Genomic DNA, 25,685 nt, shown 5'->3' with positions numbered 1-25,685 from the left:
AAGGAAGTAAGACCCCTGAAAGACGATCAGGTAGATAGGCTGGAAGTGGAAGTCTAGTGATAGATGGAGCGGACCAGTACTAATCGGTCGAGGACTTAACCAACAAAGTTGGGTTAAAGGTAAGGTGTTGTGGTGCGTCGAATCAGCTGTTTAGTTTTGAGAGAACAACGTTCTCAAAATAAATAAGTACGGTGACTATTGCAAGAAGGATCCACCTGTTCCCATGCCGAACACAGCCGTTAAGCTTCTTTGCGCCGAGGATAGTGAGGGGTTTCCCCTTGTGAAAGCCGGACGTTGCCGTTCTTATTACTGGAGAATTAGCTCAGTTGGGAGAGCACCTGCCTTACAAGCAGGGGGTCACTGGTTCGAGCCCAGTATTCTCCATTTTTTGAGCCATTAGCTCAGTCGGTAGAGCATTTGACTTTTAATCAAAGGGTCGCAGGTTCGATTCCTGCATGGCTCATTTTTTATTTCATTATAAAAAATATTGCTGAATAACAATCAGCGGATGTGGCGGAATTGGCAGACGCACTAGACTTAGGATCTAGCGCTTTCGGGCGTGGGGGTTCGACTCCCTTCATCCGCATTTTTGCCGGCTTAGCTCAGTTGGTAGAGCATCTGATTTGTAATCAGGGGGTCGTGGGTTCAACTCCTACAGCCGGCATCATAAATTCGAGTTATTCGACCTAGCTGGCTTAGCTCAGTTGGTAGAGCGTCTGAATCGTAATCAGAGGGTCGAGGGTTCAAATCCTTTAGCCAGCATACAGTATCGATTTGACTTGCGGAAGTAGTTCAGTGGTAGAACACCACCTTGCCAAGGTGGGGGTCGCGGGTTCGAACCCCGTCTTCCGCTTACTCAATGTAATAATAAGGTAGATATAGGATTTAAATTAAGCCGGGGTGGCGGAATAGGTAGACGCACAGGACTTAAAATCCTGCGGAGAGTTGTCTCCGTGCCGGTTCGATTCCGGCTCTCGGTATTCAAGACTTCTACGGGAAGTGGCTCAGCTTGGTAGAGCACCTGGTTTGGGACCAGGGGGTCGCAGGTTCAAGTCCTGTCTTCCCGATTCATTTTTATAAGAATAATATTATCGCGGGGTGGAGCAGTTGGCAGCTCGTCGGGCTCATAACCCGGAGGTCGTAGGTTCAAGTCCTACCCCCGCAATGATCATCTGATTACTAAATAATTAGATGAAAGTACAAAAGGCCCCGTAGTGTAGCGGTTTACCACGCCTCCCTGTCACGGAGGAGATCGCCGGTTCAAATCCGGTCGGGGTCGTAAATATGCGGGTGTAGTTTAGTGGTAAAACTACAGCCTTCCAAGCTGTTGTCGGGAGTTCGATTCTCCTCACCCGCTTTTATAATTGAATACGGGCCTGTAGCTCAGTTGGTTAGAGCGCACCCCTGATAAGGGTGAGGTCGGTGATTCGAGTTCACTCAGGCCCATTTTGAACATTTTTGGGGAGGTACTCAAGAGGCTGAAGAGGCGGCCCTGCTAAGGCTGTAGGTCGGATACGTCCGGCGCGAGGGTTCAAATCCCTCTCTCTCCGTAATAAAAAGACTAGGTTAGTTATTAACCTAGTCTTTTTCGTTATATTGAAGGCTTTTTAGCCTTTATAGTTATAGATAATAGCTGTGGTTTAAAAGAGCGGTGGTCATATAGTGGTCAAAACTATGAATTATAGTGAGTTGACTATCCAACAAAATTTGCATATTCTTTGTCGTGTTTTCGAAGAGGAGAAGAGGGAATAGATACAGGAATTAATTTTTTAGTTGTTTGATCATGGTCGGAATTTCTTCGTCGCTAATTTGCGGAAATTGTTGGTAATAGGCGCCAACAGCTCCGAGAAATTGTTCGGGAACCTCTATATAAATGATATCATCTACTAAAGTTTTTAAGTGATTGTAGGTATCTTCAGGAATAATGGGGACTGCCACAGTTATTTTGTTTGGTTGTTGATTTTTGATGGCTTCAATGGCGGCAAACATCGTCATACCGGTTGCGATTCCATCATCTACTAAAATAATTTCTTTTTCTTCGAGAGGTTCTTGTTCTAAAAAAGTATCATATAAATCACGTCGACGGGCAATTTCTTCACGAACACGATGAATCTCTTGATCAATCCACGTTTGTTCAACATCTACTTCAGTATTTAAAATAGGTTCTCCCTTCTCAGCTATTGCTCCAATAGCGAATTCTCTTTGTAAAGGGTGGACGATTTTCTTCGCATGAACCACATCAAAAGGAATGGAATGCCTTTTAGATATTTCAATAGCTAAAGGGACACCTCCACGAGGTAGGGCTAGAACGACGGTGTTTTCAGGTTGATTAACGGTCAATTTTTCTGCTAATTGATTACCGGCATCTCTTCGGTTTCGAAAAAACATGATTTTCCCTCCTTTTTAAAATCTTTCTCGTTTCTTTCATTCTATCATAGCTTGAAATAAAATAAAGAAATACATCAAAGCCTCTAATAAAACACGAAACAGAATCCGTAAAAATAATATCTGTAAAAAAGTAGAAGAACATTAAATATTTTCGAATTAAATTTAACCGAAAGTATTTAATAGTTTGGAAGCGTTTTAATTTATGGTATTATCTGATTAATAATAAATCAGAAGGAGGATAGATGGTAGTTTTTATTGGAAGAGTAGTACAATGAATCAAAAAATGTAAGGAGGAGAACAATGAATTTTACAGATACGACGCAAGAAAAAATCTTACCCATTGTGATGAAATTTGTCAACTTGAAACCTGTACAGGCGATTAAAGATGGTATGCTATTTATTATGCCGTTATCAATTGTTGGGTCATTATTTCTATTATTTGCAGAATTCCCCTATGCGCCTGTGAAAGATTTTTTTGCGAATATTGGTTGGGCACCTGCAATGTATCAAGCGAACAATGCAACGATGGGGATTATGGCTTTGGTGGCAGTTATTGCGATAGCACATTCTTTTGCTAAAAATGAAGGGGTTGAACCACTAGGGGCTGGCTTTACAGGTCTTTCTGCTTTTTTACTTTTACTAAACTGGAATATTCCGGTAGAAGAAGTTGAAGGCGGAGTAGCGGGTATTGCTACAAACTGGGTTGGTTCTGAAGGTGTTGTCGCCGCAATCATTATAGGAGTATTTGTTGGGTATATTTATACATGGTTATTAAAGAAAGGCGTACGAATTAAATTACCCGAAACAGTGCCATCAGGTGTTGCCAACTCATTTAACGCACTTATCCCACTTTTCATCGTTGTTTTACTCTCAGCAATTATATATGGAATTCTTGGTAGTATGAATACTTCGTTTTTAGACTTAATCTATACGACCTTACAAATCCCACTCCAAGGACTGAGTGATTCTGTTGCAATGGCCGTTATTCATCCGCTGACTGTTCATTTCTTATGGTGGTTCGGTATTCACGGGGCAGTTACAGTAGGAGGCATTGTAGAACCTATTCTCCGCACAAACTTGGCAGGTAATGCCGCATTATATAGAGCAGGTGAATTATCCCTTGAAAAGGGTGGACACATTTTAACAGTTGCAAATACGAACGTATTTATGACCCCAACAGGATCAGGTATGACCTTTGGAATTGTCTTCTATATGCTGTTTTCAGCAAAATCAGAGCAATATAAAGCTTTAGGAAAATTAGCGATTGGATCCTCTTTATTCAATATTAACGAACCGATTATTTTTGGTACACCCATTGTGATGAACCCATTACTCTTCCTACCATTTATATTAGTTCCAATGATTGGCCATTTAAGTGGTTATTTCTTAATACGAGTAGGTATTTTACCCATGGCCCACGGGATTGAAGTGCCATGGACGACGCCGCCAATTATCCAAGGATTACTGGCAGGAGGTTGGAAATGGGCACTATTCCAAGTTGTTTTATTAGCTATGTCGGTCGTGGTCTATTTTCCATTCATTCGAGCCGCAGATCAACAAGCTTATGCACAAGAACAAGCAGATGGTGAACTCACACCCGATCAATTAGCGAAAGAAATCGCAGAATAAATGATCGAAATAAATAATCAACTACAACCTTTTCTTCGAAAATGAAAGGGTTGTAGTTTTTTTACGAGAAAGTTTCTTAGTAAAAAAATATCACGTGTAAATTGACAAATGACCAAATAAAATATAAAATTTGTATGTAGTAAATGCTTACATCCAAAATGATGTGCGTAAATTTATTAACAGACTTTGAAAACCATAGGAGGAATGAAGATGATTAAAATAAGTTCAGCGTTAAAACAAGACGAAATTGTAGAATTACTAAATGCTTATGATGATAATGATTTAGAATTTAGTTTTGTAAAAAAAGAAGGAATTGCTCTTTATTTTGAAACAAACGCGAGCGATTTAGAAGAAGCGGCTAGTACAGCAAAAGCCCTTATTAAAGGCCAACCATGGGGAAGTATTTTATATTTCCAATCTATTCCAGCTTGATTTAATTTTGTAATAGATAATATAAAAAAATAGAAGAAAAGAGCAGAGATTCCTTCCAATTTAACGGGATCTCTGCTCTTTTTTCATTATTTATTATTCATTAATTTCGACAATTTCAGTGTGTAAATTGCCAGCTTCTTCAAGTTGTTTGGCTATTTGTAAAAGCAATATTTCGGCCCCTTTTTTCGTCCATATTTGTGTTCCAATAGGGAGGCCGTCTTCATTTTCATAAAGAGGGAGACTAATAGCCGGCTGTCCGGTTAGATTTTGTTGTTGCGTGAAGGGCGTGTACGCTAGACTTTCATCGAACATTTCCCAAATCAATTGCTGTTGTTCGTTTTTATCAAACGTATCGATTGTTTTCAGTTTTTCAATAGAGCTTTCTTCTTTTTTGAATTGGTCGTGGAAAAAAGCGGGACCATTTGTAGAAGGTAGAAGTACTGCGTCGTATTTTTCGAAGAAAACCTCCGTGTCCGCTGTTAATTGATCCCAAAAAGCAAGCACGTTAGAATATTCCACTCCAGAAATATTTAACCCTGAGCGATACAGTGCCCAACTCATTGGTTCCATATCTTCCACAGTCACTGCGCGAGGCATGCTTGCTTCAATGCCTTCCATCATCGCAGCCGTTTCTACCCCATTTACTTTATAATAAGTTTGCATGGCTTTAATGCCGTCTGTTTCCGGTGTTTTTTCTTCAATGGTATGGCCAAGTGCCTGTAACTTTTCAATCATGAGCCTTACTGCTTCTTTTGCCTCGTCACTGACGGGTTCGCCAATCGGAGATTCGAAGGAGTACGCCAAAGTCAAGGACTCCTTCATTGGCTCCAGTTCATTTTCTTTAATCAAAGGTAACACAAAAGGCGCATCCAATTGTTCCACTTGCATTACTTTTAACATATTCCAGGTGTCACGGACAGATTTCGTCAAAGCAAAATGAATACTCGCCCCCTGCCATCCTCGGTAACCATTTGGCCCTACTGGTGTTCGCCCACGAGTCGGTTTTAAACCGATCAAGCCATTGAAAGAAGCAGGAATTCGAATAGATCCACCTCCATCACTTGCTGTTACAATGGGTACCATCCCTGCTTTTAAGGCAGCAGCAGCCCCACCGCTTGATCCTCCGGCATTTAAATCGGGATTCAATGGAGAACTAACAGACCCAGTAAATTCGGCATCTGACGTGTTTTTAAACCCAAATTCTGGCGTATTGGTTCGTCCTACCACTACGAACCCCGCATCCAGAACTTGTTGGACGAAATGATCCGTCGACTGAACAATATACCCACCTAATAATTTCGCACCACTCGTTGAGGGCTGATTCGCTTCATCTTGACCTAAATCTTTTAATAAAATCGGTACCCCAAAGAAAAACGGTAATTGTTCTAATGCTTCTTGCTCTAAAGAAGAAATTTTTTCATCAAACAACCGGGCTTTTTCCAAAGCCTCCACTTTTTGTACATGAATCACCGCATTTAATGCGGGGTTTAACCGTTCGATATTCTCTAGCGCCCACTCTACCAACTCAGTAACTGTGACTTCTCTTGCTTTAACTTGCTGCGCATAAAACGTCGCATCTTGATTAAATAACATTTTTCTCTCCTTTTCCACATTTCATTTCCCTTATTCTCAAGGAAAACACCATTTAGAGCAAAATTTTTCCTCCCTCCTTCGGTAAATGACAAAGAATCCAGTTTTTAGTTTAAATATTTAACATATAAATGCGATAAGCAAGCTATTCATGGTTTTTCTATTGGTAATTTTTAATGCAATATTGTTTTCTCTCCAAAAGCCCTTCAAATAAGTTATAATATAGGAGGAATGACTAGAAAAGGATGAAAATTATGAGTTTAACCCAAAGAACTTTTCGTATTACCTTCGCTGCTTTATTTTCAATCCTGCTTGCCAATCTAATGGGATTAGAAAATGGTATGTCAGCAGGTATTATTGCTATTTTAAGTATATTAGATACACGTTTAGAAACGCTAAAAACAGCACTGGCCCGTTTATTATCCACGATTCTAGCTTTTGTGATTGCAAGTGTCGTGTTTTCAATTTTGGGTTTTTCAGTCTATAGTTTTGGACTTTATTTAGCAATTTATATTCCGCTTGCTTATTTAGGCAAAGTGGATGCAGGCATCGCCCCTTGTTCCGTCTTAGTTACACACTTTATTCTGGCTGAAAGTATTTCTTGGCATTGGCAACTCAATGGTTTTCTACTGATGCTTATAGGTTTAGTTTTTGCTTTGTTATTCAGTCTCTGGGTTCCTTCCTTTAATAAAGAGTTAGATGAACAAGTTAAAAAAATTGAAAATCAGATGTCACTCGTTCTTTTTTCATTAGAAAGTTACTTAAAAGACGGTTCTAAATCTATAGAACAAATAACAAAAGAACTTAATGATTTAAACAACAAAATCAGCAGTTTAGATCGCTTAGCTTTAATTGAATATGAAAACAAAACCTTCTCCCGCTCCGTTCAAAACTATTACATCAAATACGCTCAAATGCGTAAACAACAATTTCAAAATCTTGAACGGATGAGTGAATTTTTACCTCAGGTTTTATTGGATACCGAAGAAAGCCGCCTCTTAGCTTCAATCTTTGAGGAAACTGCCGAACAATTAGATGAGACCAATACAGGGATAGGATTATTACAATCAATACAAAATTTATATCGAGTGTTTAGAGAATCAGAATTACCAAAATCTCGAGAAGAATTTGAAAGTCGTGCAATTTTATACTATATTTTGACAGACTTTGAAAAGTTTCTATTTCTAAAACATGATTTTTATATGGAATATAGTAAGATGAATGAAACCAATCTTAAATAAAAAGGACTATAATCAGGAGGGGTATTGTGTTAAACATTGCTTATATAGGGAATGGTAAGAGTACAAATCGTTACCATGCACCTTTTGTCAATAAATTAGACCACATTCAGATAAAAACTATTTACTCACCATCAGGAAAAATACGCTGGAAAAAATTAGAAGGTGTCCATTATACAGATCGGATTAACGATATCTGGGAAGATGATGATCTCGATTTAGTGGTCATTACTACTCCAAACGAATACCATTACTCTGTAGCAAAAGAAGCTTTAGAACAAGGGAAAAATGTCTTAGTCGATAAACCTTTTGCTCAAACCAGCAAAGAAGCGAAGGAGCTTTTTGCACTGGCAAAAGAAAAAGGACTCTTTATCCAAGCCTATCAAAATAGACGCTTCGACTCTGATTTTCTAACAGTTCAAAAAGTCATTGAAAGTGGAAAGCTTGGAGATTTATTCGAACTAGAAATGCACTTTGACTATTATCGACCAGAAGTCCCAGAAAGTGATTTTTCAATCATAAATAGCTTTTTATACGCGCACGGTACACATACCGTGGATCAAGTCTTATCTTATTTTGGTAACCCAAAAGACATCCGTTATGATGTCCGTCAAATGTTAGGTGAAGGCTACATGAATGATTACTTTGACTTAGATTTCTATTATGAAAATCCATTTAAAGTCTCCATTAAATCCAGTTATTTCCGAGTGACTAAAAGACCGAGCTTTGAATTATATGGCAAAAAAGGCTCCTTTATTAAACAAACAACGGATCGTCAAGAAGAACACTTAAAACTTTTTTATATGCCAACCAATGATGATTTTGGCATTGATTTACCTGAACATTATGGCACATTAACTTACTATGACGATGAAGGAAACTACCATGAAGAAAAAGTAGTATCTGAAGTAGGGGACTACAGTCGAATTTATCAAGGCGTCTATGATTCAATGATTCATGGAAAAGAAAAAATAGTTAAAGATGAAGAAACTATTCGCCAAATTGAAATCTTAGAAGAAGGTATTCAGCATTTGAAATAAAGGAATAAAAAAGCATGGGAAGAATAGCAGGATGATACCAAGGTTGTGGTGTTATCCTGCTATTTTTATGGGAATACAAAAATGAAATTCAAAGGTTGTTAGAAAAAAATATTGGATGTTTGATTCAAAAAACATAATGATTTTGAATTCGTTAGGCTTCGGTATCTTTATAAAAAACTATATAATTAACTGTAGAGAATAAACCTTTACTGGAACAAAAATGGAGGCTGTAAAAATGAAAAAGAGAATAATGATTGCACTGATGAGTTCTACTTTAATATTAGGAGCTTGTCAATCTCCAAATGACCCTGATGAATCAGAAGATACAACGGAACAACCAGCAAATGAAAACTCTACGAATGAAGAGGAACAACCTACTACCGATAACAAAGGCATACAGGATGCTGATTTTGATATTTCCTTAGAAGATGCAGTAAAGATTTTCCATGATGAATATGGAGAAATGGACGTATATGCAGTTGAGCTGACAACAGAAGAGGGAGTATACCAGTACGAAATTAAAGGGTATAAGGAAGGGACAGAGCAAAAATCTCATATTGATGCAGATAGTGGAGATATTCTAGAGGATAAAGAAAAAGATGATGACGGGAATCACATGAATATAGACTTCAATAAACTAATTTCGCCAAAAGAAGCTATGGATAATGCATTACAAGAATTAGAGGACGGAGCCTTTATAACTTCTTGGGAATTAGGAGAGGAAAACGGAGAAATGGTCTATGAGGTGGAATATGACTTCGAAGATTCTGGAAAAGATGACGGAGATCTAAATATTGAGGCCTATTCAGGAGATACCTTAGAAAAATAAGACAAGTTATGTTTATTAAAAGGAATAAGTTTAAAAATTCACTTAAAGAAAGCCTTTTTGATGAAAATCAAGAGGGCTTTTTATGCGAAAAGAATCTTTTTTGTGGGTTTTAAATCAACCATTTATGTATTATCTAAATCTATTTAGAAGAAAAATGGATTTTCAATTGACAAGAACCCTATACTATTGTAAAATACATCTTGTGCTCAAAAAGAAGGCTCCTTGGTCAAGTGGTTAAGACATCGCCCTTTCACGGCGGTATCACGGGTTCGAATCCCGTAGGAGTCATTTTATAAATAAAAAGTAAATACTTTCTTATTTTACATGGAGGATTACCCAAGTCCGGCTGAAGGGATCGGTCTTGAAAACCGACAGACGCTTAACGGCGTGCGGGGGTTCGAATCCCTCATCCTCCTTATACTATTATCGCGGGGTGGAGCAGTTGGCAGCTCGTCGGGCTCATAACCCGGAGGTCGTAGGTTCAAATCCTACCCCCGCAATTTGCCATAGTTGTTACAAATATGGTATGCGTTAGAAGTTCAGGTTATTGCTACTTTAGTAGCTTACAGTGTTACCTTGAAAGAATGGTTAATCTTATAAAAAAGGCGCAGTAGCTCAGTTGGTAGAGCAACGGATTGAAGCTCCGTGTGTCGGCAGTTCAACTCTGTCCTGCGCCATATGATAAAAAGTTTATGTGCAATCGAAAGATTGTACATAAACTTTTTTAATTTAAACAGAACTTTTCCTTATCCTCTTTTGTAACAAAAATACGAGACATTATCCGAGAAAATGTCCGGTAAAATAAAAATACGAGACATTATCCCAGAAAATGTCCAGTAAAACAAAAATACGAGACATTATCTGAAAAAATGTCTCGTAAAATAAAAATACGAGACATTATCTGAAAAAATGTCTCGTAAATCAGTAATTTCCTTCACTTTTCAAGAAACTAATACATAATTAAAAACGCAATCTTTTTTAGAATAAAGTAAGAAAACACAACCCCATATAAACCAGTGAAAACATACAAGCAAAAATTGAGGTCATTTTTCGACGAAAGGTGTTTGGAAACATTCCAGCTAAAGGAAAAGTAACCAGCAATAATAAACTTTGCCACCCGATAAACTGCCAGAGCACAATAACTCCAAAGCCATACGCCGATAGGACCAAGCCGAATAACCAAGATTTTTTAAACGGTCGGTCGATCCGAGAAACCTCAAACAAATAAAATGGAATAAATAAACTTAAATATATCGGAATAAAACGTGGATGAATAAAACGAACTTGCGCATAAAAAGAAAAACCATTTAGCAAAACTAATTTCAGCAAAGTCGTTACAATAATGGCCACATGGTTTAAATCATAATAGCTAAATAAAAACTGCAATTGAATAATCAACGTATAGCAACCCAACACCAAAAAAGCGAGCCAAGAATAACGAAAAGCAAAATACCCTAACAAAAGAACATTCACTAACTCCAAACCAAGCAAAAAAGGTTTAGAAATCTCAAAATCACTATTTGGAATGCGCAACAGCATATTCTCCAACATCTGATTGACCAGCACAAACAAATACAACAGCAAAAAAGCCAGTCCCTTAAACGTATCATAGGGCAATGCAAAAATAGCCCCCAAACCCAAATAAAACACAGGAACTAAAAAGAAAAATAACACCGGATGATACAACTTCTCTAAAACCCACTGTTTCATAGACAACCACCTTCTTCTCACAGATTTATTTTAATTGAAATCAAGCAGAAAATCCTCTAATTTTTCAAAATGACACAAATTGTAAAAAAAGAGATCTTCAGCTTCGTCGCAGCCATTTTAGTTTAACTTCATTGTATACTGGATTCCTCTTAAAAGGTAGTGAAAAAGTAAACGAATTATGTTATGATACCACGTAGGTTTACAAAATTCCCGATAGGACGTCACATCCGTGCCGGAGCCTTGTAACCGAATATTTAAGGGGGAATACGTTAATGAAAGAAAAAAAATTATTTTCATCCGAATCAGTCACTGAAGGCCATCCAGATAAAATGGCGGATAAAATTAGTGACGCTATTTTAGATGCCTTACTTGAAAAAGACCCAAACTCACGTGTCGCTTGTGAGACTGTCGTAACTACAGGTTTGGTTTTTGTCACAGGTGAAATTCGAACAGAAGCCTATGTAGATATTCAAAAAGTGGTCCGCGAAACAGTTCGCGATATTGGGTATACACGAGCAAAATATGGTTTTGATGCAGAAACTTGTTCGGTCATTGTATCGATTGATGAACAATCCAGTGATATTTCAGTAGGGGTGGATCAATCGTTAGAATTTAAGAATACAGAAGATCTTGATGAATTAGATAAAATTGGTGCTGGAGATCAAGGAATCATGTTTGGTTATGCGACCAATGAAACGGAAGAGTTTATGCCTTTACCGATTTCATTAAGCCATGCTTTAACGCAAAGATTAGCAACGGTTCGTAAAAATGGAATCATGCCTTATCTTAGACCCGATGGCAAAGCACAAGTGTCTATAGAGTATAATGAAGACAACTCTCCAAAAAGAGTCGATTCAATAGTTATTAGCGCCCAACATCATCCAGATGTTACGCATGCAGAATTAACTAGAGACATCATAGACCACGTCATTCGCGAAGCAATCCCGACAGAGTGGATCGATGAAGAAACTAAATATTTCATTAATCCGACGGGACGTTTTGTGATTGGAGGTCCACAGGGAGATGTGGGCTTGACAGGTCGCAAAATTATTGTGGATACCTATGGAGGATCTGCGCGTCATGGTGGAGGAGCTTTTTCAGGGAAAGATGCCACAAAAGTGGATCGTTCAGCTAGTTATGCTGCGCGTTATATTGCAAAAAATATTGTAGCTGCCGATTTAGCTGACCGAGTAGAGATTCAACTAGCTTATGCGATTGGGGTTTCTCAACCTGTGTCGATAGCGGTTGATACGTTTAATACAGGGAAAGTGGCTGATGAAAAGTTGATTCGAGCTATTCGCAAAATTTTTGATTTAAGACCTGCAGGAATTATCCAAATGCTTGATTTAACAAAACCTGTCTTTAGACATACCGCAGCTTATGGCCATTTTGGTCGAACAGATGTTGAATTTTCTTGGGAAAAAATGGATAAAGTGGATGATTTACTAAAAGAAACGAAGAATGAACGATAAAAATGCGCTAAAAATTTTCATATAAAAAAGATATCTTTAACTATATTTCTTAACAAACTTGTTTTAAACTATCCTTAGTCTATAACAAGTTTGTTAAGAATTTTTTTCATTTAGTCAAGCGGTTTATTTAAGAAAAATAAACTGAAATAGTTTGAATGAGAAACCTAGTTATAGATGAATTTGTATGATATAATTTAACATGTTGATTTAGACCTTAAAAGCGTTCATACAAAAAATACATAAACTTAAAATAATGGTAGGTGAAATGGATGAACGAGATTGGTGAAATTTTAAAAAATGCCCGAATTGAAAAAGGTTATACTTTAGACGACCTACAACAAATTACAAAAATACAAAAAAGATATTTACAAGCGATTGAAGATGGAAATACCGAGATATTACCAGGCCGCTTTTATATGCGTGCTTTTGTTAAACAGTATGCAGATATTGTAGATTTAGATGGAGAAGAACTTCTTGAAGAACATCTAACAGAAACTTCAAAAGAAGCAAGTGAAGAATTTGCAGAGAATGTAAATGTTGCTCCTACTCGTACAGAAGGAAAACAAGAAAACTTTTTAAATGAAATTACTGAATATTTACCTATAATTTTAATCTTCTTGCTAGTAGCTACAATTATTGTTGTTATTTATTTTGCTTTTAGACAATACAATCCAGCCGAAGAATCTAGTCCACCAATGATTAATGAAGAAAATACAGAACAAGTGGCTCCTGCTGAAGATGAGCAAGAAGAACCGGCAGACACAGATAACAAAGACGATACAGAAGACGAAGAGGATCCAGAAGAAGAGCCAGAAAAAACAGAAGAGGAACAAACCATTACTGTTTCAGAAAGTTCAGGATCAAATACTATTTATGAAGTGAAAGGTCCACACCCAGAAGAACAAACCGTAACACTAACAGCCAACGGTGGCGACTCATGGGTAAGTGTAACTGTAGCAGGCGGCGAGAGTGATGCTCGTTTATTAACTAGTGGCGAATCATTAGATTTATCATTTGGACCAGATGTCACACAAGTCGATATTGTGATCGGAAATGCACCAGTAACGGAAGTCACCTTTAATGACACAGAACTTGAATATGCACCTGAATCTTCGGGTGTGGTCAGACAAGACTTGCAGTTACAATTTGTGGAGTAACCATACATATAGGAGGCAGCAAGGATTGAACTTACCAAATAAATTAACATTTTTAAGATTATTACTGATTCCATTTTTTGTGGTGCTCACGGTCGTTCCTTTTAATTGGGGAACAGTTGAATGGTTAAATTCCGAAATAAGCATTACAATGTTGATCGCGACAGTGGTCTTTATTATCGCTAGTATTACAGACTGGTTAGATGGCTACATCGCTCGTCGAGACAACTTAGTCACAAACTTTGGAAAATTCGCTGACCCACTAGCAGATAAACTATTGGTTTCATCCGCTTTAATCATACTAATTGAGTTAGGCTTAGCGCCAGCTTGGGTCGTCGTTGTCATTATTTCACGAGAACTTGCTGTCACAGGCTTACGTCTCCTTCTTGTAGAGGAAGGCGGAACAGTATTAGCTGCTGCGTGGCCCGGAAAAGTAAAAACTTTTACTCAGCTACTAGCCATTATCTTCTTACTCGTTAATGACTTTCCCTTCGCGTGGTTAGGTTTCCCGATTGGAAAAACCCTACTGTATATCTCTTTAATCTTTACTATTTATTCAGGAATTGATTATTTTTACAACGCCCGTCACGTATTTAGCGATACATTAAAGTCATAAATTAAAACATTTCAAAAAGGTAGTTTGTGAATATTCACAGCTGCCTTTTTTGTTGTCTAAGACAAAAAGGATAAAATTTCCAACAAACCATTCTAAAATACGACGAAGATTGAAGAAAATTACTTTGATAGTGCTTTTTTTCTTGTTTAGTACACACAAACCGCGCAAAAGTGCGCGCTGTTCGGTTCACCACGCACAAATTACGAAAAAGTGCGAGCAAGCAAGGTCTACCACGCACAAATTACAAATATTTGCGAGCAAGTAAGACTCACCACGCACAAATCACAAATATTTGCGAGCAAGTAAGACTTACCACGCACAAATTACGAATAAGTGCGCGCTGTTCGGTTCACCACGCACAAATTACGAAAAAGTGCGAGTAAGCAAGCCTACCACGCACAAATTACGAAAAAGTGCGAGCAAGTAAGGCCTACCACACACAAATTACAAAAAAGTGCGTGCAAGCAAAGTCTACCACGCACAAATTACAAATAAGTGCGTGCAAGCCAATTCTATCTCATTCGAATTTCCGTTAGAAACGTGCTGAAGTATTTCTACTCGTGCGAAAGAGAAATATAAAGTACCAGGAGCTATCTCAAAAAAAAGGTTAAAACTACCTCACTATTCTAGACAAGACTTAAAGGCAACGGTAAAATGATTTAGAGAATAAAAAAACATACAAAATACCTATGAAAAGGCGAACAAAAAAGTTTTTTTAAAAGAAATTCAAAATTAAAAAAGAAAATCGCAAAAAAATGCAAATATATATAATAGGAGCATAAAATATGAAAGCAGAAATTATTACGAGTGGAACAGAATTACTCTTAGGAGAGGTTGTGGATACAAACACCCCTTTTCTCGCCCGAGAATTAGCAGCTATTGGAATTAATGTGTATCACCATACAACAGTAGGAGATAATCCTGCTCGCTTATTAGATGCTATCCAACTAGCAGAGAAGCGAGCAGATATTATAATCATTTCGGGAGGGTTAGGACCAACAGAAGACGATATTACAAAAATGATTTTAGCCAAGCATTTAAATGTTGAATTGACACTGGACGAAGAATCTTTGCATAAAGTCAATCGACGTTATCAGACAGAAAAACTCTCAAAAGGAAACTACCAACAAGCTCAAATACTAAAAGGTTCCCAACCTCTGAAAAATGATATTGGTATGGCGGCTGGGATTTATATGGAAAAGGAAGACCATACATATGTCTTGTTACCAGGAGTTCCTAGTGAATTTGAGTATATGGTAGAAGACCAATTAATTCCTTTTTTAATGCAAAACACCACAAAAAATAATATTTTAAGATCACGCAATCTGAATTTTTACGGATTGCCAGAAGCAAAAGTAGCAGAAGAGTTAGCCGATTTAATTCATCAGCAAACCAATCCAACGTTGGCAATTTATGCAAAAGAAGGCATCATAGATGTTCGAATAACTTCTAGCGGACAAACAGAAGCCGAATGCACAAAAATGCTAGATGAAATGGAAAAACGTATTTTAAAACAACTAGATCAACATTTTATTAGCTACAATTCAACACGTATTCAAGATGTCATTTTTGAACAATTGGCGATGAAAGCAGAAAGCCTAGCATTAGTTGAAGTAAATACAGATGGTGAAGTTATAGATAGTCTAGCTCACGAACTCGAACACAAAGAGTTATTTAAAGGCGGCTTATATTTCACGCAACATGTAAATGCAGCGAATTATTTTAATTTAGAAACTTTACAAGAAAATAAAAAAGAACAAAATGAAAAAATGGCGAACAAAATACGCGAGGAATTTCAGTCGGATTACGGCTTGGCCGTGACAGGGTGGGGCGAAAATCAACGGTCCTATAAACCGATGCCCGAACAAGCATTCATCAGTATCGCAAAAGCGGAGGGTGAAGTGTTTACCCATGAAATTGACCTAACCAAACGCACCTACTTTGCGCGTTGGTTGCTGGCTTTGAAAGTGAGCGACACGCTTCGACGTTTCTTGCTCGATCTTCCTCAACTCGAAGAAGAATAATGAGTGAAAAGGGAATGAATGTTCGTTTAACTCTTGCTATTTGGACAAAAAACAAGTAAAATATGTCTATGATAAAAGATACTAGAATCAAGAAAACTGACCGAAATACTTTAAATGTAATATAAAACGGAGGGTGAATATGGCTTCAGAAGATAGACAAAAAGCATTAGATCACGCAATGAAACAAATTGAAAAAGATTATGGTAAAGGTGCTATTATGAAATTAGGAGACCGCGGAAACCGAAAAATTCCTACAATTTCTACAGGTTCGTTGGCGCTGGACGTCGCTTTAGGTGCTGGTGGATATCCAAAAGGAAGAGTAATCGAAATTTATGGTCCAGAAAGTTCTGGGAAAACGACGGTTGCTTTACATGCGATTGCCTCTGTTCAAAAAGAAGGCGGAACAGCAGCTTTTATTGATGCTGAGCATGCTCTGGATCCCTCTTATGCTAAAAATTTAGGGGTCGATACAGATAATTTACTTCTATCACAACCGGATACTGGAGAACAAGGTTTAGAGATTGCGGATGCCTTAGTTTCAAGTGGCGCGGTTGATATTTTAGTCGTTGACTCCGTTGCTGCTTTAGTTCCACGAGCTGAGATTGATGGAGAGATGGGTGACACACACGTTGCTTTACAAGCAAGATTAATGTCACAAGCAATGAGAAAATTATCAGGAACCATTAGTAAAACTGGAACGATTGCAATCTTCATCAACCAAATTCGTGAAAAAGTTGGAGTAATGTTTGGTAATCCTGAAACAACACCAGGTGGACGTGCGTTAAAATTCTACTCAAGTGTTCGTTTAGAAGTTCGTCGTGCCGAATCGATTAAAGATGGTTCAGATATGGTTGGGAATCGTACACGAATCAAGGTAGTAAAAAATAAGATTGCTCCACCCTTTAAGGAAGCAATGGTGGACCTTATGTATGGTGAGGGAATTTCACAAATTGGTGAATTAGTTGATATGGGTTCAGAGAAAGATATTATTAAGAAAGCAGGTTCATGGTACTCATACGGAGAAGAGCGTATCGGTCAAGGACGTGAAAATGCAAAAAAATTCTTAGCAGATAATCCTGAGATTCATACAGAAGTCGAAAAACGAGTTCGTGCAGCTTATGGTATTGGAGAAGCTGTGGATGAGCCTGAAAAAGAAGACAAAGATAAAGACAAAGATAAAGATAAAGATAAAAAAGCAGCAGCTAAAAAAGCTTAACTTCTTTAAAAAATGTATTTTAAAATAATAAGAGTAACCCTCTTTGTTTTATGGGATGAATCCTTTAAAATAGAGAGGGCTTTTTATTTAACGGATTAAAAATAAAATACAATAATAAAATAAATGAATAGATAACGGAGGCTATAAAAATGAATAAAATTAAAATAGGAATTGTAGGCTATGGAAATTTAGGGCAGGGAGTAGAAGTTGGCTTGAAAAATCATCCTGATATGGAATTGGTTGGGATTTTTTCAAGGCGCGATCCTAAAACATTAGATACCCAGTCACCCGCTTATTTAGTGCAAGATATTTTAGATTTCAAAGATAAAATAGATGTCTTGATTCTTTGTGGTGGATCAAAGACGGATATTCCAAAACAAGGACCTGCACTAATTGAGCACTTTAACACGGTGGATGCTTATGACACGCATGCAGAAATCCCGGAATATTTTAACAAAATGAACCCTATAGCTGAAAAGAATCAAAAAGTAGCTGTTATAGCTACAGGCTGGGATCCAGGCTTATTTTCAATGAACCGCTTAATGCAAGAAGCGATTCTTCCAAACGGTCAATCCTATACATTCTGGGGACGAGGAGTGAGCCAAGGACATAGTGACGCGGTTCGTCGAATAAAAGGTGTAAAAGAAGCTGCACAATACACTGTTCCAGATGAAATGATGATTAATAAGATTTTAGCAGGAGAAACCGTTGATTATAATCAAAAAGATGCACATACCCGTGAAGTCTATGTAGTCTTAGAAGAAGATGCGAATCCAACAAAAGTAGAAAAAGAAATTAAAGAAATGCCTAATTATTTTGTCGGCTATCAAACAGGTGTCAGCTTCATTTCAGAGGAAGAATTTAAAGCGGAACACCAAAGTATGCCACATGGTGGACGAGTCATTCGACAAGGAAAAACTTCCAAGGACGCTCTCTCCATTATTGATTTTTCTTTATCTTTAGAAAGTAACCCAGAGTTTACCGCAGCTGTAAATATTGCGTATGCCAGAGCGGCTTATAAATTGTCTCAAGAAGAAAAATATGGAGCTAGAACAGTTTTAGATATTGCCCCTCACTATTTATCTTCTAAATCAAGAGAAGATTTAATGCGGGATTTACTATAAGCAGCCGCTTAAAAGAAGCAACCAATAGCAAGCAAATCTTCTACAAAAGGATCGCTTGTACTAAATTGTATGGTGAATCTTAATTGACTTATAGGCAAAATAAAGATATTATAGTAGAAGGTGTACGGATGTATGGAAGATTTGTACACTCGTACAACTTTCGTGTAAAAATGCTATTAAAAGCAATTTATTTTAAAGAACATACATGAAATGAAGAAAATTGAATGATACGGAGGTGTAAAAATGGAGTTACCTTTTGCAATAGCCTCTGCTATCGTTACTTTAATTATTGGTTTAGTTGTTGGTGCATATTTTTCAAAAAAGAGTGCAGACCGCAGACAAGCGGATGCGAAACAAACCGCACATCAAATTGTTGAAGATGCAAATAAAGAAGCTGACATTCTAAAAAAAGAAGCGTTATTAGAGGCTCGTGAAGAAATTCATTCCCAGAAAAATCAAATGGAATGGGAAATAAAAGAGCAACGCCAAGAAGTTTCTCTACAAGAAAGTCGATTAGATCAACGTGAAGATAATTTAGATCATCGAGAAAAAATGTTAGAAGATAAAGATAATAACTTATTACAAAAAGAGAATAGATTAGAAACACGTTCAGAGAAAATAGATAATCTTGAAAAACAAGTGGAAGAAGCTAAAGAGAAACAAGAAAGAGAACTAGTACGTATTTCAGGACTTTCAGAAGATGAAGCAAGAAATATTGTGCTTCAAAGAACCGAAGAAGAATTAGTAAATGAAACAGCCGTGATGGTAAAACAACACGAGGAACAACTAAAAGCCGATGTGAATCGTCGTGCGAAGAGTTTAATTACTGAAGCGATCCAACGAAGTGCTGCAGATCAAGTGACTGAAGCAACAGTGAGTGTCATCCATTTACCAAATGATGACATGAAAGGTCGAATTATTGGTCGCGATGGACGGAATATCCGAACCATTGAGGGCTTAACCGGAATGGACGTTATCATTGATGATACACCTGAAACGGTCGTACTTAGTGGGTTTGATCCAATTCGTCGTGAGATTGCTAAAATGGCCCTTGAAAAATTAATTTCTGATGGCCGTATCCATCCAGGTCGTATTGAGGAAGCGGTGGAAAAATCGCGCAAAGAAATGGATGAACGCATTCGTGAAATTGGTGAAGAAACCGTTTTTGATTTAGGTATTCACTCAATTCATCCAGATTTAATTAAAATTATTGGACGTTTACACTTTAGAACAAGTTACGGACAAAACGTTTTAACGCACTCAATTGAAGTGGCAAAAATTGCAGGTATCTTAGCGGCAGAAATTGGCGAAGATCCTCAAATGGCTAAAAGAGCTGGTTTGCTACATGATATTGGGAAAGCATTGGATGGGGAAGTAGAAGGCTCACACGTCGAAATTGGCTCTCAAATTGCGATGCGTTATCAAGAAAAAGAAACAGTTGTGAATTCAATTGCTTCTCATCATGGTGACGTTGAGGCAACAACCATTATTTCGGCTTTAGTACAAGCTGCCGATGCTATTTCAGCTGCAAGACCGGGAGCTAGAAGCGAATCGCTAGAAAACTATTTACAACGTTTAGAAACATTGGAAGAAATTTCAAATAGTTTCGATGGTGTAGATTATACATTTGCGATTCAAGCAGGGCGAGAAATTCGAATTATTGTGAAACCAAATGAACTAGATGATGTTCAAAGTGCTAAGTTAGCACGTGATGTTCGAAAAGAAATTGAAAACAAAATGGATTATCCTGGAAACATTAAAGTAACGGTAATACGTGAAACAAGAGTTGTAGAATACGCAAAATAAGAAGTATTCCTTGCACTAAATAAATTTAAAAATAAACGTCTATTCTGGCTACAAGTTGTAGTCAAATAGACGTTTTTTATTTATGCTTTACAGACAAAAACAAACTCATATTTTCAAAAGATCTAAAATAAAATCTGAAATTTCTAAATAAAATAAAAATAAAAAATACCCCTCTTCTCTTAGCGTAAAATCGCTCATAAGAAGAGGGGCTAGTCTTATTTTTGAGCTTTTGGGGAGTCTGTTTCTCCATCAAAAGCAGCCTTTGCTTGTTCAAAATCATCGTAAACATTGGCACTTTCCCAGCCGCCATTCACTTCATCTAACCGATAGGCAACCACATAAGGCTTATAATCTTCTTCTTCAGCCAATGCTCGTAATAAATAGTATTCATTTGCAGATTCTAAAATCTCATATTCTTTTCCTTGTTTTCCTTTAACGACCATGTGAAACACTCCTTTGTAGCCGAGATAATTTTCTTACACTACAATTTTGGAACACATGCCGGTCGAATGTCAAGAAATACGATTAAGTCTGGCCTTCGAAAGATAAAACGAGATTGTATTTCACATATTACGTGAATATTTCTTATATCAACAGAATATAAACAGCTTATCACGTTTTCATAACATCAGGGCCTTAAGATTGTATCTCCAAACGACATCCGATATACTTCCATTTCGCTAAAAATGCGTTAAAGGAGATAGAAAAAATGACAAATAAAATGTTGCTGAATTTGGTGATGACAATATCATTCATATTGCCCCTGAACGTTCAGTTTCATCTTGCGGGTCAAATAGATTCAACCCCCAAAAATGCAGAAGCTCAAAAGATTGAAAATCTGTTAAGCACAAATGATTTTCAAAAAGATTTATTCAAAAATATGGAAAATAGAGAGAACCACACAAAAAATAAAACAATGACTCCTTCTACGACTGCAACCAGTGTTGCTAAGAATAAAAATGGAGAAGAACAAGCAGAAACAAAAGCTCAAACCCTAAAAGAAACCATCAAAAAGTGGAAAGGAAATTTTCCAACCTATAAAGAGAATTCGAAACAAGTCCAGTTCATTCAGACTATTGCGCCAGCAGCCGTCTTAATTGCGGATCAATATGGAATTTATCCATCCGTTATGATCGCTCAAGCAGCGCTTGAATCAAGCTGGGGTCAATCAGAATTGGCTACGAATTACAACAATTTAATGGGAACGAAAGGGTCATGGGAAGGCGAAACTGTCAAAGTTCGCACGCGTGAAGATATTGGAGGAGAAAGCGTCTATATTCATACAGGCTTTAGTGTATACGATTCTTGGAGCGATTCCCTGTATCGATATGGTCACTTAATGCGAAACGGATTAGATTGGGATCCAGAATACTATCAAGGCACTTGGCGTGAAAACACGACAAATTATCAGGAAGCTACAGAATGGCTGCAAGGACGCTACGCAACAGACCGTTCATACGCGGAAAAATTAAAACAAACCATTCAGTCCTTCAACTTAGACCAATATGATCACCAAGATTCGCTAGAAAATTTTGATGGAAATTTAGAAAATTTACTGGCCGAACTGAATCAACAATATGAAAAAAATTTATAAAAGCTTTTAAATCGGAGTACATCAAGAATGTATTTCGATTTTTTTAAATTAAACAGTATTTTTCAGCAACCATCTTTGCTAACGATGGAAAGTACTGATAAAATAAGAGAGATTAATACTAGAAGAGGTGCACCCGTGAAAATATTATTTATTGGCGATGTGTCAGGTACAGTTGGACAAAAGATGGTTCATGATTATTTACCTCAACTGCGTCAAGTATATAAACCCCAAGTTATCATATTAAATGGTGAAAACGCAGCAGAAGGTCGAGGAATCACAGAAAAAATTTATAAAGAATTCCTTACCCAAGGGGTGGATTGTATTACAATGGGAAATCACACATGGGATAATTATGACTTATTTAATTTCATTGAGGAAGCCACCCATATTATTCGACCAGCGAATTATGAAAACAATGATCTTATACCCGGAGTGGGCATGCGAATTATCAAAATCAATAAGCAAAAAATCGCCGTAATCAATTTAACCGGACGCTCTTATATGGGAAGTTTTGATGATCCATTTCGTGTGGGCGATGAATTAATTGCCCAAGCCAAAAAAGAAACCAATCAGATATTCATTGATTTTCATGCTGAAGCAACGAGCGAAAAACAAGCGGCAGGTTGGTACTTTGATGGAAAAGCTTCAGCAGTAGTCGGCACCCATACCCATGTCCAAACCAATGATGCTCGTATTTTACCCAAAGGAACAGCCTACCAAACAGACGTAGGGATGACCGGATTTTATAATGGGATTTTAGGCATGGAAAAAGAAGCCATCATCGAAAATTTCCGAACCCAAATGCCTACGCGCTTTACCACGCCAGAAAGTGGCTCAGGCCAGCTAAATGCCTGTCTAGTGGAAACCGACGACAAAACCGGCCAAGCCAAGAAAATTCAACCGATTCGAATCGATGAGGACACTTTATTCATGGATTAAAAGAATCAACCCCTCTTTCTTCGAAAATGACGAAGAGGGCATAAACAAAGAAGAGAAGCTTTAGAACAATTAGAGGAGTGACCGTGTTGCCTCAAGACACAAAACATACCCCAATGATGGAACAATATTTTGAAATAAAAAATGAGTACCAGAATGAATTTTTATTTTTCCGTCTGGGCGATTTTTACGAATTATTTTATGAAGATGCGATCAAAGCATCGCAATTATTAGAATTAACGTTAACCAGTCGCAATAAAAATGCAAAAGAACCCATTCCAATGGCTGGTGTACCTTATCATTCCGCACAAGGCTACATTGATCGCTTAATCGAACAAGGTTATAAAGTCGCCATTTGCGAACAAGTGGAGGATCCAAAAGAAGCCAAAGGAATGGTAAAACGCGAAGTTGTTCAAGTGATTACACCAGGTACAGTGATGCAAGGAGAAGCTGTTCATGAAGACGAAAACAATTTTCTGGCAGCTATTTTAGAGAAAGAGGACGCTTATGCTTTAGCTTACGTGGATTTAACCACTGGAGAGTTACGTGCGACTAAACTCCATTCAAAAGCAGAAGTCTATAGCGAAATTGCCGGACTAGAAGTTAAAGAAGTCCTTTTTTATGACGGAGAAAGCGTGGAGTTACGCGCTGAATTGGAGAAAAGATTAGGAACGGTCTTTTCTTATTTGAATAAAGAAGTTCAAGCGATGAAAGAAGAGACCTTCCAAGAACTCACTGATGAGGTTTCGGACGGAACGATCTTGCCGGTCTTAAAGTTATTGCTCAATTATCTAGCCAAAACGCAAATGCGCAGTCTGGATCATCTTCAGTTAGCGGAACAATATGATACTTCTCATTATTTAGTGTTCACTCAAGAAGTGCGCCGTAACTTAGAACTAACGACGTCATTACGCGACGGTTCAAGAAATGGGACCTTGCTGTGGGTGTTGGATCAAACCAAGACAGCGATGGGTGGGCGGATGCTGAAAAGTTGGCTCGATAAGCCGTTAATTAATATTCATGAAATTAACCAACGACAGGATTTAGTGGAAAATATGCTGAATCATTTCTTCGAACGAACGGATTTAAATGAAAGCTTAACGCGCGTCTATGATTTGGAGCGCTTGGCAGGACGTGTGGCTTATGGAACGGTGAATGCTCGAGATTTAATCCAATTAAAACGTTCCTTACAGCAAATTCCGCAAATTATTGAGATTATTTCTTTGATGAATGTGGATGGGGCATGGGATGGTTTATTACATCAGATTGACCCTGTGACGGAAGTGACGGATTTAATTGAGCGCGCCATTGAAGAGGAACCGCCGATTTCGATTATGGAAGGCGAGATTATTAAAGATGGTTTTAACACACAGCTGGATCAATATCGCGATGCCATGACCAATGGCAAACAATGGTTAGCTGAATTAGAAGCCAAAGAGCGTCAAGAAACAGGAATCAGAAATTTAAAAGTGGGCTTTAATAAAGTCTTTGGCTATTTTATTGAGATTACCAAAGCTAATTTAGATCGAGTAGAAGAAGGGCGCTACGAGCGGAAACAAACGCTCACGAATTCTGAGCGCTTCATTACTCCTGAATTAAAAGAGATGGAATCCACCATTCTTGGGGCGGAGGAAAAATCACAAGCTTTAGAATATGAACTATTTGTAGCCATCCGCGATGAAGTCAAAATGGAAATTGAACGGATTCAAAAATTGGCTCGCTTAGTTGCACAAATTGATGTTTTGCAAAGTTTTGCACAGGTGAGTGAAGAAAATTATTTTACGCGACCAGTTTTTCATGAAGATTCGCAAGATGTGCACATTGAAGAAGGCCGTCACCCCGTTGTTGAACATGTTATGAAGGAACAAGAATATGTTCCTAATGATGTTTCTCTAGAAGAGGGCACGGATATCTTGTTAATTACAGGTCCCAATATGTCTGGAAAAAGTACTTATATGCGGCAAGTTGCCTTAATAATTATTATGGCGCAAATGGGTTGTTTTGTTCCCGCAACCAAGGCGGAGTTGCCTATTTTTGATCAAGTCTTTGCCCGTATTGGTGCGATGGATGATTTAATTTCAGGGCAAAGTACCTTTATGGTTGAAATGAATGAGACCAATCAAGCGATTTCCAATGCAACCCCTAATAGTTTGTTGCTATTTGATGAAATCGGACGAGGAACAGCGACCTATGATGGGATGGCTTTAGCTGAATCCATCATTGAATATGTGCATGATCGTGTCGGCGCTAAAACACTGTTTTCAACGCATTACCATGAGTTAACCGCGCTAGAGGAACGATTAGAACGCTTAGAAAATATTCATGTCGGCGCAGTCGAAGAAGACGGCGATTTGGTCTTTCTCCATAAAATGAGCCCAGGTTCTGCAGATAAAAGTTATGGTGTGCAAGTTGCTAAATTAGCAGGACTGCCGACTTCGGTATTAAATCGAGCATCCACTATTTTAGTCGAGCTTGAGAAGAAAAATGAAGATTCACCGATTGTCTTAGGAACCCCAGCAGACTTAGAAGTTGAACAAGACGAAGAAAAAAGTAAAAAAGAAGATAAAGTCGAAGAAGATGGCGGACAACTTTCTTTATTTGGCGGCACTTGGTCAGAACACGAAGAGAAAGTTCTAGAAGATTTGAAAAAGTTAGACGTTTTAAATCTAACCCCACTTGAAGCTATGAACTTATTAAATGAATTACAAAATAAGCTACAAGACGAATAGACTTTTTACAGCTAGACTGGCATATTAAAGTGCTGCGATTCTTAAGAAACGCTAGAAGACAGTTGGAGCTCTGTCTATCGCACACAAAAATCAGAAATTAGCACGCAAGGTGTGTGTATCGCGCACAAAAATCAAAAATTAGCGCGTAGAAGTGTGTA

The 25,685-nt window shown here is 37.8% G+C and carries 19 protein-coding genes, 17 tRNA genes, 2 rRNA genes and 1 riboswitch; of the genes, 34 read left to right on the top strand and 4 right to left on the bottom strand.

Annotated features, from left to right (window positions below):
• The 15 genes from BUB96_RS08745 to BUB96_RS08675 all read left to right on the top strand — a co-directional run.
• Positions 1-103, top strand: a 23S ribosomal RNA gene (locus BUB96_RS08745); the annotation flags it as partial.
• A gap of 84 nt (positions 104-187) precedes the next feature.
• Positions 188-303 (top strand): 5S ribosomal RNA (rrf, locus tag BUB96_RS08740).
• Positions 304-311: 8 nt separating this feature from the next.
• A tRNA-Val gene (locus BUB96_RS08735) sits at positions 312-384 on the top strand.
• Positions 385-390: 6 nt separating this feature from the next.
• Positions 391-463, top strand: a tRNA-Lys gene (locus BUB96_RS08730).
• Between the two features lie 41 nt (positions 464-504).
• Positions 505-586, top strand: a tRNA-Leu gene (locus BUB96_RS08725).
• Positions 587-591: 5 nt separating this feature from the next.
• Positions 592-664 (top strand) — tRNA-Thr (locus BUB96_RS08720).
• 25 nt (positions 665-689) lie between these two features.
• Positions 690-762 (top strand) — tRNA-Thr (locus tag BUB96_RS08715).
• 19 nt (positions 763-781) lie between these two features.
• A tRNA-Gly gene (locus tag BUB96_RS08710) sits at positions 782-853 on the top strand.
• A 41-nt stretch (positions 854-894) separates the two neighbouring features.
• Positions 895-980, top strand: a tRNA-Leu gene (locus tag BUB96_RS08705).
• A 13-nt stretch (positions 981-993) separates the two neighbouring features.
• Positions 994-1,067, top strand: a tRNA-Pro gene (locus BUB96_RS08700).
• A 25-nt stretch (positions 1,068-1,092) separates the two neighbouring features.
• A tRNA-Met gene (locus BUB96_RS08695) sits at positions 1,093-1,165 on the top strand.
• 40 nt (positions 1,166-1,205) lie between these two features.
• A tRNA-Asp gene (locus BUB96_RS08690) sits at positions 1,206-1,279 on the top strand.
• A 7-nt stretch (positions 1,280-1,286) separates the two neighbouring features.
• Positions 1,287-1,357: transfer RNA gene (locus BUB96_RS08685), tRNA-Gly, on the top strand.
• Positions 1,358-1,372: 15 nt separating this feature from the next.
• Positions 1,373-1,446, top strand: a tRNA-Ile gene (locus tag BUB96_RS08680).
• 14 nt (positions 1,447-1,460) lie between these two features.
• Positions 1,461-1,550 (top strand) — tRNA-Ser (locus tag BUB96_RS08675).
• Positions 1,551-1,761: 211 nt separating this feature from the next.
• On the opposite strand, the gene BUB96_RS08670 is transcribed toward BUB96_RS08675, so the two are convergent.
• On the bottom strand, positions 1,762-2,388 hold the full coding sequence (locus BUB96_RS08670) for a phosphoribosyltransferase (protein WP_073298471.1): 627 nt from the start codon (positions 2,386-2,388) through the stop codon (positions 1,762-1,764).
• A gap of 300 nt (positions 2,389-2,688) precedes the next feature.
• On the opposite strand from BUB96_RS08670, the gene BUB96_RS08665 reads away from it, so the two are divergent.
• Both BUB96_RS08665 and BUB96_RS08660 read left to right on the top strand, forming a co-directional pair.
• A complete protein-coding gene (locus BUB96_RS08665; protein WP_073298470.1) occupies positions 2,689-4,017 on the top strand; it encodes a PTS sugar transporter subunit IIC in 1,329 nt (442 codons plus the stop codon).
• A gap of 210 nt (positions 4,018-4,227) precedes the next feature.
• Positions 4,228-4,449 carry a hypothetical protein gene (locus BUB96_RS08660; RefSeq protein WP_073298469.1) on the top strand — a complete coding sequence of 74 codons (222 nt, stop codon included), beginning with the start codon at positions 4,228-4,230 and terminating at the stop codon, positions 4,447-4,449.
• Between the two features lie 93 nt (positions 4,450-4,542).
• Here BUB96_RS08660 and BUB96_RS08655 read toward each other — a convergent pair whose 3' ends face one another.
• Positions 4,543-6,042, bottom strand: coding sequence for an amidase (locus BUB96_RS08655; RefSeq protein ID WP_073298468.1), 1,500 nt, complete (start codon positions 6,040-6,042; stop codon positions 4,543-4,545).
• 251 nt (positions 6,043-6,293) lie between these two features.
• Between BUB96_RS08655 and BUB96_RS08650 the strand changes: the two genes are divergently transcribed.
• The 7 genes from BUB96_RS08650 (at position 6,294) to BUB96_RS08620 (ending at position 9,823) form a co-directional block, all read left to right on the top strand.
• Entirely contained in the window at positions 6,294-7,280 is a 987-nt protein-coding gene (locus BUB96_RS08650; protein WP_073298473.1) for an aromatic acid exporter family protein, read from the top strand.
• 26 nt (positions 7,281-7,306) lie between these two features.
• Positions 7,307-8,317 carry a Gfo/Idh/MocA family oxidoreductase gene (locus BUB96_RS08645; RefSeq protein WP_073298467.1) on the top strand — a complete coding sequence of 337 codons (1,011 nt, stop codon included), beginning with the start codon at positions 7,307-7,309 and terminating at the stop codon, positions 8,315-8,317.
• Between the two features lie 235 nt (positions 8,318-8,552).
• Entirely contained in the window at positions 8,553-9,146 is a 594-nt protein-coding gene (locus BUB96_RS08640) for a PepSY domain-containing protein (RefSeq protein ID WP_073298466.1), read from the top strand.
• A gap of 216 nt (positions 9,147-9,362) precedes the next feature.
• Positions 9,363-9,434: transfer RNA gene (locus BUB96_RS08635), tRNA-Glu, on the top strand.
• Between the two features lie 38 nt (positions 9,435-9,472).
• A tRNA-Ser gene (locus BUB96_RS08630) sits at positions 9,473-9,562 on the top strand.
• 11 nt (positions 9,563-9,573) lie between these two features.
• Positions 9,574-9,646: transfer RNA gene (locus BUB96_RS08625), tRNA-Met, on the top strand.
• 104 nt (positions 9,647-9,750) lie between these two features.
• A tRNA-Phe gene (locus BUB96_RS08620) sits at positions 9,751-9,823 on the top strand.
• Between the two features lie 301 nt (positions 9,824-10,124).
• Here the strand turns inward: BUB96_RS08620 and BUB96_RS08615 are convergent.
• The gene (locus tag BUB96_RS08615; protein ID WP_073298465.1) at positions 10,125-10,856 is read right to left on the bottom strand and encodes a hypothetical protein; all 732 of its coding nucleotides are present in this window, start codon (positions 10,854-10,856) and stop codon (positions 10,125-10,127) included.
• 194 nt (positions 10,857-11,050) lie between these two features.
• Positions 11,051-11,131, top strand: a riboswitch (SMK box riboswitch).
• Between BUB96_RS08615 and metK the strand changes: the two genes are divergently transcribed.
• The 7 genes from metK (at position 11,129) to rny (ending at position 20,268) form a co-directional block, all read left to right on the top strand.
• A complete protein-coding gene (metK, locus tag BUB96_RS08610; RefSeq protein ID WP_073298464.1) occupies positions 11,129-12,328 on the top strand; it encodes a methionine adenosyltransferase in 1,200 nt (399 codons plus the stop codon). (Overlaps the previous riboswitch by 3 nt.)
• A gap of 269 nt (positions 12,329-12,597) precedes the next feature.
• Positions 12,598-13,485 carry a helix-turn-helix domain-containing protein gene (locus BUB96_RS08605; RefSeq protein ID WP_073298463.1) on the top strand — a complete coding sequence of 296 codons (888 nt, stop codon included), beginning with the start codon at positions 12,598-12,600 and terminating at the stop codon, positions 13,483-13,485.
• 25 nt (positions 13,486-13,510) lie between these two features.
• Positions 13,511-14,098, top strand: a complete 588-nt coding sequence (gene pgsA / locus BUB96_RS08600; protein ID WP_073298462.1) for a CDP-diacylglycerol--glycerol-3-phosphate 3-phosphatidyltransferase — start codon at positions 13,511-13,513, stop codon at positions 14,096-14,098.
• 785 nt (positions 14,099-14,883) lie between these two features.
• On the top strand, positions 14,884-16,122 hold the full coding sequence (locus tag BUB96_RS08595) for a CinA family nicotinamide mononucleotide deamidase-related protein (protein ID WP_073298461.1): 1,239 nt from the start codon (positions 14,884-14,886) through the stop codon (positions 16,120-16,122).
• 139 nt (positions 16,123-16,261) lie between these two features.
• A complete protein-coding gene (gene recA / locus BUB96_RS08590) occupies positions 16,262-17,338 on the top strand; it encodes a recombinase RecA (protein WP_073298460.1) in 1,077 nt (358 codons plus the stop codon).
• A 149-nt stretch (positions 17,339-17,487) separates the two neighbouring features.
• Entirely contained in the window at positions 17,488-18,462 is a 975-nt protein-coding gene (locus tag BUB96_RS08585; protein ID WP_073298459.1) for a diaminopimelate dehydrogenase, read from the top strand.
• Positions 18,463-18,705: 243 nt separating this feature from the next.
• Positions 18,706-20,268 (top strand): ribonuclease Y, encoded by a 1,563-nt coding sequence (gene rny / locus BUB96_RS08580; protein WP_073298458.1) that lies wholly within the window; start codon positions 18,706-18,708, stop codon positions 20,266-20,268.
• A 215-nt stretch (positions 20,269-20,483) separates the two neighbouring features.
• Here the strand turns inward: rny and BUB96_RS08575 are convergent, their stop codons facing one another.
• Entirely contained in the window at positions 20,484-20,711 is a 228-nt protein-coding gene (locus BUB96_RS08575; RefSeq protein ID WP_073298457.1) for a hypothetical protein, read from the bottom strand.
• Between the two features lie 266 nt (positions 20,712-20,977).
• Between BUB96_RS08575 and BUB96_RS08570 the strand changes: the two genes are divergently transcribed.
• The 3 genes from BUB96_RS08570 (at position 20,978) to mutS (ending at position 25,527) form a co-directional block, all read left to right on the top strand.
• Positions 20,978-21,862: a glycoside hydrolase family 73 protein gene (locus BUB96_RS08570; protein ID WP_073298456.1), complete on the top strand. Its 885-nt coding sequence runs from the start codon at positions 20,978-20,980 to the stop codon at positions 21,860-21,862.
• Between the two features lie 135 nt (positions 21,863-21,997).
• Positions 21,998-22,801, top strand: coding sequence for a TIGR00282 family metallophosphoesterase (locus BUB96_RS08565; RefSeq protein WP_073298472.1), 804 nt, complete (start codon positions 21,998-22,000; stop codon positions 22,799-22,801).
• Between the two features lie 86 nt (positions 22,802-22,887).
• Positions 22,888-25,527: a DNA mismatch repair protein MutS gene (gene mutS / locus BUB96_RS08560; RefSeq protein WP_073298455.1), complete on the top strand. Its 2,640-nt coding sequence runs from the start codon at positions 22,888-22,890 to the stop codon at positions 25,525-25,527.
• Positions 25,528-25,685: the final 158 nt, after the last annotated feature.

The sequence above is a fragment of the Atopostipes suicloacalis DSM 15692 genome (genome assembly GCF_900129085.1).
Classification (GTDB): domain Bacteria; phylum Bacillota; class Bacilli; order Lactobacillales; family Carnobacteriaceae_A; genus Atopostipes; species Atopostipes suicloacalis.
Note: the sequence above shows the minus strand (reverse complement) of the source record. Positions and strands in the feature narration are given on the sequence as shown.